Genomic DNA, 12,524 nt, shown 5'->3' with positions numbered 1-12,524 from the left:
AGCAATAAGAGCAATTGATTAAATATATTGATTTTTCAGAAAATATAAGGTAAAAAATAATAGTAAGAAACAATATGGTATGTACAAGCGGAGGTTTTATATGCATGATCATGATCTCCAAAAACATCTTCTCGGAAGACATCTCCTTTCAAATGAGCTCCCGTTTTCAATGGATGCCGTTCAAAATGCCCCCTTCGTTGAAATAGAACAAGGTGTTGTGAAAAAATCCGGTATTTTTTATTGCAATCGATGTGGAAATGATCAACCCTTTTTATTTGCAGGCTTTGACTGTGCAAGGTGCAAAAAGTTTTGTCATTATTGCCGGAACTGTATCATGATGGGGCGAGTAAGTGAATGTTCAAAGCTTGTTAGTTTTCCAAGACGAGATAAGGAGGAAAAACATTCGATCCAATCGGATCAAACAAACTTTTTGCAATGGGATGGCGAGCTGTCTCCGGCGCAAAAAAGAGCATCTGACCGGATCGCGGAGTCCGTTTTGCAGCGTACAGACTGTCTCATTTGGGCAGTTTGCGGAGCAGGAAAAACAGAGGTGCTGTTTGCCGGCATAAACACAGCTTTGCAGAAAGGGCTATTTGTTTGCATTGCTGCACCGCGTACGGATGTTGTTTTGGAGCTTGGACCGCGTTTGAAAAACGTTTTTCCGAGCATCGATGTGGCAGTGCTTTACGGAGGAAGCGAAGATCGTTTGAAGCTGAGCCCAATTACCATTTCAACGACTCATCAGCTTCTTCGGTATAAAGAAGCCTTTGACGTGGTGATACTTGACGAAGTGGATGCTTTTCCATATTCTGTAGATCCTGCTTTGCAATTTGCGGTTGAAAAAGCACGCAAACGAAACAGTTCCCTTATTTATTTAACTGCGACTCCCTCCTCAGCAATTAAGCGGCATTTTAAGCCTTCCGAAATTGTGAAAATCCCTGCTCGATACCATGGTTATCCCCTACCTGTTCCTGAATTCAAATGGTGCGGCAATTGGAAAAAAAGATTGGAGAAAGGAAAGCTGCCGAAAAATATCATCACATGGGCAGCCGAACATTTGCAAAAGGAAAGACAAGCTTTTCTATTTGTACCGGAAATCAAAGTGCTTCATGATGTCGTTCCATTACTAAAAAAATTGAATTCAGCGGTTGAAGGAGTACATGCCGAAGATCCCCAAAGGAAAGAAAAGGTTCTGGCATTTCGAAATGGCCGGATTCCGATCATTGTCACAACTACCATTTTGGAAAGGGGTGTAACAGTTCCTGGAACTGATGCAGCTGTTTTAGGAGCAGAAGAAACCATTTTTACAGAAAGTGCCCTTGTTCAAATATCCGGCCGTGTTGGACGGAGCATGAACAATCCAACAGGCTCCATTATCTTTTTCCATTATGGCAAAACAAATGAAATGATTGCAGCGAAACACCATATTCTTGCTATGAATCGGGAAGCGGCAAAGGAAGATTTGTTAAAGTGTTAGTATTTAGAAAATAAAGGAAACGATACAGAATGTGTAAAGTTGGAAAGATCTTTTCAATTTTGGATGAAAAAAGAAATTCCTTTTTCCAGTATGATCCAATATAATACAGATTAGAGATCATATATTTGGGGTGAGGACATGATAGTAAACGCTCTGGAAAAAATTATGGAAGAATTGCTAGATGAATATATTGACCAATTTCATATGGAATGCACGTGCCCAACTTGCCGCAATGATGTTTTAGCTCTAGTGTTAAATAGAGTTCAGCCCCGTTATGTAACGAGTGAAGATAAAATTACATATGTAAGAGCGGAATTTTTTGATCGGCAGCAAATGACATCTCTTCTTGTCAGCCTGGCAGAATGCGCAAGAATTGTTTCAGAAAACCCACGATGTGATAATAGGAAGGCTTGATGCGAAATATGGGAAGATGTCTTTATTGTTTTAAAAGTATAGATGTCCACTTGACTTGGAGACGGCTTTTTTTCCTCGAAAAAGACCCTGTTTTATGCGAAGAATGCTCCAGCAAGCTAAACGTTATATCAGGCCCCATTTGTCCAATGTGCGGGAGGCAAAGCGAAAAAGCCGAGTATTGCACTGATTGCGCGGCTTGGGAAAAACATCCTGACTATCATGGAGTGATAAAGAAAAACCGCTCTGTTTTTCAATATAATGAATTTATGAAAGAAGTGCTTGCTAGGTTTAAATTCCGCGGGGATGCGATATTGGTGCAGATGTTTTCCGAACCTTTTGTGAAAGCATTTCGCCATCACTTCGACAAATCGATGATTCTCGTTCCCATCCCATTAGGTGAAGAAAGGCTTTTGGAACGCGGGTTTAATCAAGCAAAATTATTGGCCCAGCTCCTTCAGCTTCCGATTATTGAGCCTTTGCGCAAAACAGATAAAGCAAAACAATCAAAAAAATCACGGATCGACCGAATGAAGACGAAAAATATGTTTACTGTAACAGATCCAAAACAAGTACATGGTCAACATATTGTTATCATCGATGACATTTACACAACAGGCGCAACGGTACGCCAAGCTGCAAAGCAGCTGATGAACACTGGTGCGAAAAGTGTCGAATCATTTACGCTTGTCCGCAGCTAAATGACAAATCCGTTTTTCCGATATAAAATAATAATAATAGGAAGATTTTTGAAAGGTGGATTTTTATGGGGGAATTAGCAAACTGCCCAAAATGTGGTTCCTTGTTTGTCAAAACACGGCTTCGTTCAATATGTGATGCTTGCTACCAAGAGGAAGAAAAGGCATTTGAAACGGTATATAACTTTTTGAGAAAAAAGGAAAACCGTAGATCGACCATTACTGAAGTTGTGCAAAAAACAGGAGTGGAAGAGGACTTAATACTGAAGTTTATTCATCAAGGACGCATTCAACTGGCGAACTTCCCGAACCTTGGTTATCCTTGTTCACGGTGCGGCAAATTTATTCGCGAGGGAAAACTTTGTGTTTCTTGCAAAAAGGAAATACAGTCTCAAATTGAGCAAATGGAAAGAGAAGAGCAATTTCAGGAGGAGAAAGAGAAGATGCAAACATACTACGCTATCCAACCGAAAAATAATGAAAAACGTTAACAAATCCCTCTATCGATCCGATAATGAATATAGAGATAGATTTCCAGCTGAAACAATCGTTCCATTAGAGCAGGAAAGGAGGCGGTGTCCATGAAGATTCACAGCTATCGGTCATCAAACGTTAATCCTTATCAAAAGCAAATGGATGCCAGCAAGCAGATGAAAGTGGAAGTCCAAAAAGATAGAGTGGAAATATCCAAGCAGGCAAAACAGCTTCAGCAGACGAGCGGTTTTGATCTTCAGCGCCAAGAAAAAGTGCAGGCGATAAAAAAAGAAATTGAAAGTGGGACTTACAAAATCGCCCCAGACCTGATCGCGAAAAGCATGATCCAATTTTATAAGAAAAAAAATGAAGAATAAATTGCGTCAATCCGTTTCGGTTTTTGATTTGGTTGCGTACGAAGCAGCCTGTTTCGATTTTTGATTTGGAACAGAATGAAAATGTGCTGGACAACTATATTGTACATTTCTGCATTTTTAGCATCTTCATCTTTACAACAAAAAATTATTTTTCATTTCCGGCTTTGGATCATCTTGTCAATGTTCGGAACGAAGCCCGGTAAATATGATTTTATTGAATTTTGTGGGGAGGACGTTTTCGTGTCTCTTGCCAATTTAATTAACGTTTTAGAAAAGCAGTTAATTATTCATGAACAATTGTATAACTTGGCAGTAAAAAAAACGGATTTGCTGAAAAAAGATGATGTTAATCAATTAATGCAGCTTTTAAAGGAAGAGCAGAAATATGTAATGCAGCTTGAAAATGCTGAAAAGGAACGGATCAAAGCAACGGCTTGCTTTTTAGAAAGAGAAGACGATTTAACGATTTCCGCCTGTATTGAAAAAGCGGAAAATGAGGATAAAGAACGGTTGATAAATCTAAAAGAAAAATTGACAAACGTATTGGCTAATTTGAAAAACGCGAATTTTGTCAATCAACAACTGGCATTGCAAGCATTGCAGGTTGTGAATTTAACGCTTGATCTTTTCATGCCGGAGGAAGCATCGCCGAATTACACGAATCCGAATCAAGAATCGAAGCAATCGAAACGGCGTTCATGGTTTGATTCAAAAATTTAACGGGGGAATTCGCAATGGTATCAACATTTTTTGGACTGGAAGCGGCTAGAAGCGGATTGTATGCCGCACAAAGCGCTTTATATACAATTGGACATAATGTAGCAAATGCCGAGACACCTGGATATTCGCGGCAGAGGGTAAACCTTGTGCAAAAGCAAGCGTATCCGACACCAGGCCGTTTTCGAGCTGATATCCCTGGGCAGTTTGGAACAGGGGTGGATACACAAACAGTGCAGCGAATCCGCGACCGCTATCTTGATGTACAATATCGCGGCGAAAATTCTAAGCTTGGCTACTGGAGCTCTAGATTCAACGCATTATCGAGAATGGAAGATGTGATGAACGAGCTGAACGAGACAGGCTTGAACGAAACGATGGATAGATTTTGGCAATCGCTGCAAGATTTGGCGGCCAATCCTTCCAACCTCGGTGCCCGCTCTGTTGTCATTGAGCGCGGAAGAGCTGTTACAGAAACGTTCAATTATTTGGCGGAATCATTAAAGCATAATCAGAAAGATTTACGCAACGAACTCGATGTCGCAACAACGAAAATCAACTCTTTGCTTGAGCAAATCAACCAAATTAACAAACAAATCGGCGAAGTAGAACCGAATGGTTATTTGCCAAACGATTTGTATGATGAGCGCGATCGATTATTGGATGAGCTTTCTTCGTATATTGATATTAAAGTGACGCCGGTTGAAAGTGGAGGCAACGCTTTGAAAGTAGCCGAAGGAAAAGTAACTGTCGAGCTCGCTGGCTTCGAACCGCCAATCACCCTTGTCGACGGAAATAGATACAGAGTAAGACAATTTAGCCTCAATGAATCCAAGACGAACGGTCTTATCGAATCTATTTCTGTTGGTGGAAGAATGATAGGGGCAGACGATTTTGTTGAAAATTTAAACATCAATGGAAGTTTAAAAGGTTTAATCGAGGCGCACGGCTATACGAACATAGGCAGCACGATTGAACGCGGCATCTATCCTAGCATGATGTCAGATTTAGATCAAATGGCATATGATTTTGCGACCGCATTTAACACTGTCCACAGAAACGGATGGAGCCTTGAGGACATAAACAACGGCGTTCAAACACAGCGCGATTTCTTTGATCTCGGAGGTTTAAGCTCTCCTAAAGGCGCTGCGGCTGCCATTAAAGTATCGGATGATATGAATCGCGACCGAATTGCAGCTTCTGCTACAGGAGAAATCGGCGACGGCCAAAATGCGCTGCAGCTTGCTGAAGTAAAAAATACTTCGTTTCAAAGTTATTTTGAAGCTGTTATCGGCGAAATGGCTGTTATGACACAAGAAGCGGAGCGGATGAAGGAAAATTCAGAAACCTTAGTTTCATCTGTTGAACAACGCCGCAAATCCGTCAGCTCCGTTTCATTAGACGAAGAAATGACAAACATGATCCAATTCCAGCACATGTACAACGCCGCAGCAAGAATGATCACTTTGCAGGATGAAATTTTAGACCGAATCATAAACGGCATGGGACTGGTCGGGAGATAATGTAAAATTGACGGTTGAATAACCATATTGGAAAATGAAAGCAAAAATTGTCGGGTTCAGAATGTATGAAATGAAATAAGGCGATGAAGTGCAAATCATATAAGAAATGTACTATTTGCACGTTATGAATTCATACAAAAAAAATCATTTAATGAAAGAGAGGTGCAGCATATGCGTGTCACTCAATCGATGCTTGCGCAAAACTCGCTCCGCCATTTAAGTAAAAGCTATGAGCTGCTGGGAAAATATCAAGATCAGATGTTGACAAGAAAAAAAATCACCCGCCCGTCCCAAGATCCCGTTGTAGCAATGAAAGGATTGTACTATCGGACTAACTTAAAGGAAGTTGAACAATATAAACGAAATTTATCAGAGGCTTACCTTTGGATCGAAAATTCTGAAGCGGGATTAGAACAGGCCAACCAAGGGCTGCAACGAATACGCGAGCTTTTGATTCGGGCAAAAAACGGTACAAATTCAGAAGACGAACGTGATGCGGTTGCCCGCGAATTGAAACAAATTAAAGACGACCTTGTTGCTGTCGCCAACACACAAGTGGCCGGCCGCTATATTTTTAATGGAACGAAAACAGACACAGCGCCTGTCAGCGGCGACCCGCCTGTCGTTAATAACAACAATGAACCGTTTAAAATCGAGCTTTCAAAAAACATTCAAATCCAAGTGAATATAACGCCTGACAATGTCTTTAACCAAGCATTGTTTGATACAATTCAAGACATTCAAAATGCTTTGGAAAACAACGACACAACGAACTTGGACAGCCTGCTCGGCCAGCTTGATGGCCATATTGATGCTCTTAACGCTGAATGGGCTGAGCTTGGCGCTCGTTACAATCGGATCGAGCAGATGGAAAACCGCATCGGTCAACAGGAAGTAATCTCTACTAAAATTTTGTCGGATAATGAAGATGCCGACATCGAACGGGTCATTATCGACTTGAAAGAGCAAGAAAGCGCGCACAGAGCAGCGCTTGCTGTCAGCGCCCGCATCATTCAGCCGAACTTAGTTGATTTTTTGCGATAATGTGAGAGAAAGGACCTGCATAAAGGTCCTTTTTGTTCATCGTTATGCCTTGCTTTTGTTCCATGTTTTCCGACTGTTAAAAGAGGTACATAGTTTACTGAAGAAATTTCACTTTTCGTTGATTAGAACGGTATAGTCTTGTTAGTCATTCATATTTTTGACAAGAGCCCCCTTGAAGGAACTTCAATTGCATGGGATAGTTGAAGCACTTGCTTATTATTGTCTGTTGAATTTTTGTTTCTTCGAAGAGAATTTCTTTTCTGCTTTAAAACTTTTGTTGTCAGTGGAGGTGAGAGAAATGCTCCTGCCGCAAATTAGAATGGAAAGCCAAATGGCGAAAATTGCGATTAGCACCACTCCTGGAAATCAGTCAATCAAACAGCCGAAAGCGGATATCGATTTACAGCCGGCGAAAGTAGCGATGGAAATCAACCGCACTCCTGGAAAATTGACAATCGATCAAACGAAAGCGTGGGAAGATCGAAATTTAGCTGACACGTTCCGTTTCATTGAAAAAATAGCTGAGGAAGGCTATCAAGCTTGGCTTGAAGGTATTGCCCGCCTCGCCGAGCAAGGAGATGAACTGATGAAAATTGAAAACGGCGGCAGCCCGCTGGCTGATCAAGCGAAAGAAAACAGCGAATCCCCGATGTATGAAGTGAATGTCGGCTGGATTCCATCATTGTTCAGTGTGAAATTTGATTACGAACCAAGCAAGCTTGATATTAATTGGCATTTGAAAAAAGCTGAATTTCGTGCCATTCCCAATAAGCCGATCATTCATTACGACCGTGGCAGAGTCGATATAAAAATCGCCCAATACCAAAAGTTAAAAATCGACTTTGCCAACCTCACCTTTAAAGGACCAAACTTTGAAATGAACATATAAAGGTTGTGAGAACATGAGACTTAAGACAAAATATCATGGTGAAATAGAAGCCGCAAGCGACAGCATCATCCAATTTCCATCGGGCATTCCGGGGTTTTTAGATGAAAAGGAATTTGTGCTTTTGCCATTTGGCGCCGAATCGCCATTTTTTATTTTGCAATCGGTCAACACAAAGGAACTTGCTTTTGTCATGACTATTCCTTTTTTATTTTTCAAAGACTATGCTATTGACTTAGACGATGCCACGATTGAGCAGCTGGAAATCGAGTCGGAACAAGATGTCGCTGTCTATGTAATTTTAACGTTAGAAGACCCGTTCGAAAACACAACCGCCAATCTGCTTGCACCAATCATCATCAACCAGAAAAACAAACGGGCCAAGCAAGTGATTTTAACAGGCACTACTTATAAAACGAAGCATCCACTTATGGAACAGAAGGAGGTGTGAAGCCGTGCTCATTTTAACAAGAAAGCTGAACGAATCCATCATTATCGGCGACAACATCGAAATAACCATCACCGCCATCGAAGGCGATCAAGTCAAACTCGGCATTAAAGCTCCGAAACAAATCGATGTTCACCGAAAGGAAATATACGACACCATTCAAACAGAAAACAGCGCGGCTTCCCGCACCGACCTTGACCTGTTAAAACATTTTCAAGAAAAGCTCAACAAAAATAAACCTGAGGTTTGAAACTGTAAAAACCGTAACCAAACAAGGATGTTCAACCATTTTATTTTTCTATTAAAAAAGTCCTATTTTTTCTTTAAACACTATTAAACATCAAAAAAACAATCCGATATAAAACATGTAAAGAGCAGCGGCGGCCGACGCGGCTCTTTACATACCACATGGACGTGGAAAAACAACAATTCAAGGAGGAAAAAGAACATGAGAATTAACCACAACATCTCGGCGTTAAACACTTACCGCCAACTTTCATTTAACAACACACAAACTGCGAAAAACCTTGAAAAACTTTCTTCCGGTTACCGCATCAACCGCGCTGGCGACGATGCAGCAGGTCTTGCGATCTCTGAAAAAATGCGCGGCCAAATCCGCGGACTGGAAATGGCATCTAAAAACGCACAAGACGGTATTTCTTTAATTCAAACGGCTGAAGGAGCTTTAGCAGAAACTCATTCCATCCTTCAACGTATGCGTGAATTAGCTGTGCAATCAGCAAACGATACAAATACAGATACAGACCGTACCGAACTTCAAAAAGAAGTAGATCAATTAATTGAAGAAATTGATCGCATTGCTAAAACAACTCAATTCAACACTAAAAATTTGTTGGATGGTTCATTGTCAAATGCAGGTAGTGGACTGATTTTCCATATTGGTGCAAATTCTGGGCAAAATGTAGAACTAACAATTGCTAACATGAAAGCTAGTGGAATAGGGGTTAGCGGTTTAAAAATTGATACTCAATCTGGTGCAGATGCTGCAATCACCATTATTGATACTGCAATTAATACAGTTTCTTCAGAACGTGCAAAACTTGGTGCAATGCAAAACCGCTTAGAGCATACTATCAACAACTTAGGCGCTTCTGCTGAAAACTTAACTGCTGCTGAATCTCGTATTCGCGACGTAGATTATGCCTTAGCTGCCTAAGCAGTGACAGGCACAGTCGTCCTAGCTGGAAACGGCTAGGAGTATCACCGGGTGAATTGCTGGAAACCCCTTAGAGCCTTTGGCGCCACAACGTAGCTGGAAACGGCATGCGTGATGGCTTGAAAAGTCAAAGGATTGGGCAACCGAGCAGCCAAGCTCCTGTCTCGAAAGAGTGGAGAAGGTTCAACGACTAGGACATACCGCCTAAGGCGAATGCTATGGCGATGAAGTCCGTAGGATGTACAGGATTCTTCCATCGTCCTGTATCAATCCGAAGTGCCCGGCCCCTAACAGGTAAAGCTGAGGGTGAAGAGATAGTCTAGTCATTTGTGAAAGCAAATGTTCGCACGATGGCGAAAGAAATGATGGAATTCACGAAGAACAACATCCTTTCTCAAGCAGCGCAAGCGATGCTGGCTCAAGCAAATCAACTTCCGCAAGGAGTTCTTCAATTATTACGTTAATTTTAACCATTTCTTTGAAGGAGACCTTAGTATACTTACTGAGGTCTCTTTTTGAATTTTTTGGGATGTTTACTATCTCTATCATTTTCTATGTTAAAATTTACAACTTGTTAAACCTTTTTCCTAGGGCTCCTAAGATACAGGTTTCTTTTATTGAAAATAATCAATCCACCAATAAAAGGAGCTCGAGTTTTATTTTCTAGGACAAATTTTTAATAGCTTACTTTGATTGCACATTACCTAACACTACGGGAACATATGTTGATAATTGTGTTACATATTCTATATTTAAAATTGTTGGATTTTGTCGATATAATATATAAGAAACCATCAGTTGAGGAGTAGCGCGATGAATATTATTTTTCAAGATAAAGTGTTAAAAATTAACGGAGATAATCTTGATGAGCTCGAAAAGTTTATGAAACACGTAAATGATAGATTAAATGAAAACGGGCTTGTTTTTAGCCATTTTCTTGTTAACGGTACGCCATTTTATTCTGATATACAAGATTTAATAAATGAATACAGCAATCAGGAAGTTCCTGTTGAAATAGTTGGAATCACTGAACGTGAATGGATGTTAGAATTGAAACATGAAGGCTATCAATATATTGAAAGGGCAGAACAGGTTTTAATACAGCTGTCGGAAAAATTGTATGCTGGGGAAAACACGGGGGACATATGGCAGCAATTTGTCCATCTTTCCGAAGGACTTCATTATTTGTACCAAATTTTTTCCCAATCCAAATTGGGCGAAAAACATGAAAACATTGTCGCCGGAATAAGTTCCGTATCTGAGCAGCTCCTTAAAGCAATGGAGAATCAAGATGTTATTCTTTTAGCAGATTTTATTCAATATGAACTTTTGCCGTTATTTGCACAAATGAAAGAGATATTAAAAGCAGAGGACGATTCAAATGCTAATTGATAATCGAATCATTTTGCGGGAAAAAGCGAAAAATGTTTTAGAACGGTTAGATGAATTAAACGAATCAGAGAATGTAAAATTAATTGAGGCAAAAAACGGACAAAAAACGCTGCAAATCGAAACAAACAACCAAAAGCAATTTATTCACAGTGCTTATAATCCTGAAAAAGAAACAGATGTTTTCGTTGAAAAAATAAAAACAAAATTAGAAGAGAGGGAGCCGATCATTTTTATAGGTTTTGGACTAGGATATCATATCGAAGCCATTGCAGAAGCGTTTTCACCTTCTTGGTTTTCTATCATTGAGTTTAATCCTTTCATATTAAAAAAAGCACTCAGTGTCATAAATTTAAAAAAGAAAAAAGTCTATTCAAACATCAAACATTTACATTTAGTTGAAAAAGAAGAACACATTTTACCAGCGATTTTACAAGATGTCAACGATGTAAACAACCCCCCGCAAATCATTGTGTTACCGAGCTATGAAAGAATTTTTAAAGAAGAGGTCAATCGATATTTCACTGCATTTCAACAATATTTAAAAGAGAAAAAAAGTCGTTTTATCACGACGATCAGCTTTCAAAAACGCTGGACATATAATAGTTTGAAAAATTTCCCGTATTTATTAAAAACGCCAAACATATTAACCGATTTCGATAAATCTTTGTTTGAAAACAAACCTGCTATTTTAGTAGCGGCTGGACCGTCTTTAAATGAAGAATTTGACAACTTAAAAAAAATTAAAAAAGATCGTTCTGCTTATATTTTCTCTGTCGGCTCTGCGATCAATGCATTAATTGAACATGATATATATCCGGATGCAGCATTTACATACGACCCTACTGAAAAGAATCAGTTCGTTTTCCAAAAAATAAAAGAAAAAGGAATCATGGATATTCCGATCATTTTCGGTTCCAGCGTCGGATTTGAAACATTGGAAGACTACCCGGGGAAAATGGCGCACTTTATTACAAGCCAAGATAATATTTCAGCACATACCATTAAACATAACGAATATGATCATATCGATATTGCAGTCGATTCTCCGTCAATCGCGATTATGACTTTACAATTATTAAATCATTTGGATTTTCATCCCATTATTTTAGTAGGCCAAAATTTTTCCTATCAGCAAAATAAACGTTATGCTTCAGGAATTGAGTATGATTTTGTGAAAAATGAATTAAACGAAAAAGAAATAGAGAATGCATTTGAAATAGAATCTGTGGATGGAGGCAAAGTCCTCACAAATGACGGATTTGTCCGGATGAAAACAAGTATGGAACTTATTTTATCGGGGATGAAAGATAAGACAGTTTATAATACGACCAAAAATGGAGCAAAAATCAAGCATACGATTTATAAAGAATTAGCAGCAATTATGCAAGAGCTGCCCCAAAATGTTGTAGTTAATCATTGGCTGTCAGATCAAAAACCTAATTACAATCTCAAATATATAAAGGAACAATGGCAGCAATTGATCACAGATGCGGAACAAATAGAAGGAAAAATAAAGGAAATTAATAGCTTCATAAATAAAATAGAAGAAACGGTCAATTCAAGAAAGCTGAATAAGCTGCACCGTTTATTTACGGCAGTGGATGAAAAAACAAATGAAGTGTTAAAAACATTATTTTACAAAGCATTTCTCCGACCAATGACACAATTTGAATATGAATTGGCATCAAAAGAAATAACGGCTGTCCGAAACAGCCCTGATCTCATCAACAAGGCAAAAGTGATTGTAAAGGAATATAGACGCCTAATCGCTGAGTGGGCTGTATCGTATCGGTTGGTGAAAAAGGATTTGAATGATGTATTTAAAGAGATATTAGAAATTGTCGATTGATATTTTTAAGCTGTTAAAAATAATTGGTATGAATTGAAGATGAGGAAGGAT

The 12,524-nt window shown here is 39.3% G+C and carries 14 protein-coding genes and 1 pseudogene; all 15 read left to right on the top strand.

Features of this window, described 5'->3' with window-relative positions; genetic code table 11:
* Nucleotides 1-100: 100 nt before the first annotated feature.
* The 15 genes and pseudogenes from NSQ94_RS16285 to NSQ94_RS16215 all read left to right on the top strand — a co-directional run bounded on the left by NSQ94_RS16285 (nt 101) and on the right by NSQ94_RS16215 (nt 12,473).
* The gene (locus tag NSQ94_RS16285) at nt 101-1,477 is read left to right on the top strand and encodes a DEAD/DEAH box helicase (RefSeq protein WP_339229703.1); all 1,377 of its coding nucleotides are present in this window, start codon (nt 101-103) and stop codon (nt 1,475-1,477) included.
* A 138-nt stretch (nt 1,478-1,615) separates the two neighbouring features.
* On the top strand, nt 1,616-1,891 hold the full coding sequence (locus NSQ94_RS16280; protein ID WP_063386299.1) for a competence protein ComFB: 276 nt from the start codon (nt 1,616-1,618) through the stop codon (nt 1,889-1,891).
* Nucleotides 1,891-2,589, top strand: a complete 699-nt coding sequence (locus tag NSQ94_RS16275) for a ComF family protein (protein ID WP_339229701.1) — start codon at nt 1,891-1,893, stop codon at nt 2,587-2,589. Before NSQ94_RS16280 ends, NSQ94_RS16275 begins: the two co-directional genes overlap by 1 nt.
* A 65-nt stretch (nt 2,590-2,654) precedes the next feature.
* Nucleotides 2,655-3,077, top strand: coding sequence for a TIGR03826 family flagellar region protein (locus NSQ94_RS16270; protein ID WP_339194224.1), 423 nt, complete (start codon nt 2,655-2,657; stop codon nt 3,075-3,077).
* A 90-nt stretch (nt 3,078-3,167) separates the two neighbouring features.
* Nucleotides 3,168-3,437 carry a flagellar biosynthesis anti-sigma factor FlgM gene (flgM, locus tag NSQ94_RS16265; protein WP_063386297.1) on the top strand — a complete coding sequence of 90 codons (270 nt, stop codon included), beginning with the start codon at nt 3,168-3,170 and terminating at the stop codon, nt 3,435-3,437.
* 240 nt (nt 3,438-3,677) lie between these two features.
* Nucleotides 3,678-4,157 carry a flagellar protein FlgN gene (locus tag NSQ94_RS16260; RefSeq protein ID WP_339194225.1) on the top strand — a complete coding sequence of 160 codons (480 nt, stop codon included), beginning with the start codon at nt 3,678-3,680 and terminating at the stop codon, nt 4,155-4,157.
* Nucleotides 4,158-4,171: 14 nt separating this feature from the next.
* Nucleotides 4,172-5,677: a flagellar hook-associated protein FlgK gene (gene flgK, locus NSQ94_RS16255; RefSeq protein WP_339229698.1), complete on the top strand. Its 1,506-nt coding sequence runs from the start codon at nt 4,172-4,174 to the stop codon at nt 5,675-5,677.
* Nucleotides 5,678-5,848: 171 nt separating this feature from the next.
* Nucleotides 5,849-6,721, top strand: coding sequence for a flagellar hook-associated protein FlgL (flgL, locus tag NSQ94_RS16250; protein WP_339194227.1), 873 nt, complete (start codon nt 5,849-5,851; stop codon nt 6,719-6,721).
* A 298-nt stretch (nt 6,722-7,019) separates the two neighbouring features.
* Complete coding sequence (locus NSQ94_RS16245; RefSeq protein WP_339194228.1) at nt 7,020-7,610, top strand: DUF6470 family protein; 591 nt, start codon at nt 7,020-7,022, stop codon at nt 7,608-7,610.
* 13 nt (nt 7,611-7,623) lie between these two features.
* Nucleotides 7,624-8,058: a flagellar assembly protein FliW gene (fliW, locus tag NSQ94_RS16240; RefSeq protein WP_339194229.1), complete on the top strand. Its 435-nt coding sequence runs from the start codon at nt 7,624-7,626 to the stop codon at nt 8,056-8,058.
* A 4-nt stretch (nt 8,059-8,062) separates the two neighbouring features.
* On the top strand, nt 8,063-8,305 hold the full coding sequence (gene csrA / locus NSQ94_RS16235; protein WP_339194231.1) for a carbon storage regulator CsrA: 243 nt from the start codon (nt 8,063-8,065) through the stop codon (nt 8,303-8,305).
* Between the two features lie 198 nt (nt 8,306-8,503).
* Nucleotides 8,504-9,232, top strand: coding sequence for a flagellin (locus tag NSQ94_RS16230; RefSeq protein WP_339194233.1), 729 nt, complete (start codon nt 8,504-8,506; stop codon nt 9,230-9,232).
* Between the two features lie 350 nt (nt 9,233-9,582).
* A pseudogene (locus NSQ94_RS16225) lies at nt 9,583-9,696 on the top strand (flagellin); the annotation flags it as partial.
* 349 nt (nt 9,697-10,045) lie between these two features.
* Entirely contained in the window at nt 10,046-10,624 is a 579-nt protein-coding gene (locus tag NSQ94_RS16220; RefSeq protein ID WP_327847944.1) for a hypothetical protein, read from the top strand.
* Nucleotides 10,614-12,473 carry a 6-hydroxymethylpterin diphosphokinase MptE-like protein gene (locus NSQ94_RS16215; RefSeq protein WP_327847945.1) on the top strand — a complete coding sequence of 620 codons (1,860 nt, stop codon included), beginning with the start codon at nt 10,614-10,616 and terminating at the stop codon, nt 12,471-12,473. Before NSQ94_RS16220 ends, NSQ94_RS16215 begins: the two co-directional genes overlap by 11 nt.
* Nucleotides 12,474-12,524 lie beyond the last annotated feature (51 nt).

It is taken from the genome of Aeribacillus sp. FSL K6-2833 (assembly GCF_037965815.1).
Classification (GTDB): domain Bacteria; phylum Bacillota; class Bacilli; order Bacillales; family Aeribacillaceae; genus Aeribacillus; species Aeribacillus composti.
The sequence above is the reverse complement of the archived record's forward strand: the minus strand, read 5'-3'. Positions and strand labels throughout refer to the sequence as shown.

Bases quoted from the DNA above. Each gene is read 5' to 3' on its own strand.
- flgK (WP_339229698.1), top strand. From the start codon at position 4,172: ATGGTATCAACATTTTTTGGACTGGAAGCGGCTAGAAGCGGATTGTAT.
- NSQ94_RS16270 (WP_339194224.1), top strand. From the start codon at position 2,655: ATGGGGGAATTAGCAAACTGCCCAAAATGTGGTTCCTTGTTTGTCAAA.
- NSQ94_RS16275 (WP_339229701.1), top strand. From the start codon at position 1,891: ATGCGAAATATGGGAAGATGTCTTTATTGTTTTAAAAGTATAGATGTC.
- NSQ94_RS16215 (WP_327847945.1), top strand. From the start codon at position 10,614: ATGCTAATTGATAATCGAATCATTTTGCGGGAAAAAGCGAAAAATGTT.
- NSQ94_RS16245 (WP_339194228.1), top strand. From the start codon at position 7,020: ATGCTCCTGCCGCAAATTAGAATGGAAAGCCAAATGGCGAAAATTGCG.
- flgL (WP_339194227.1), top strand. From the start codon at position 5,849: ATGCGTGTCACTCAATCGATGCTTGCGCAAAACTCGCTCCGCCATTTA.
- flgM (WP_063386297.1), top strand. From the start codon at position 3,168: ATGAAGATTCACAGCTATCGGTCATCAAACGTTAATCCTTATCAAAAG.
- NSQ94_RS16230 (WP_339194233.1), top strand. From the start codon at position 8,504: ATGAGAATTAACCACAACATCTCGGCGTTAAACACTTACCGCCAACTT.
- NSQ94_RS16285 (WP_339229703.1), top strand. From the start codon at position 101: ATGCATGATCATGATCTCCAAAAACATCTTCTCGGAAGACATCTCCTT.
- fliW (WP_339194229.1), top strand. From the start codon at position 7,624: ATGAGACTTAAGACAAAATATCATGGTGAAATAGAAGCCGCAAGCGAC.
- NSQ94_RS16280 (WP_063386299.1), top strand. From the start codon at position 1,616: ATGATAGTAAACGCTCTGGAAAAAATTATGGAAGAATTGCTAGATGAA.
- NSQ94_RS16220 (WP_327847944.1), top strand. From the start codon at position 10,046: ATGAATATTATTTTTCAAGATAAAGTGTTAAAAATTAACGGAGATAAT.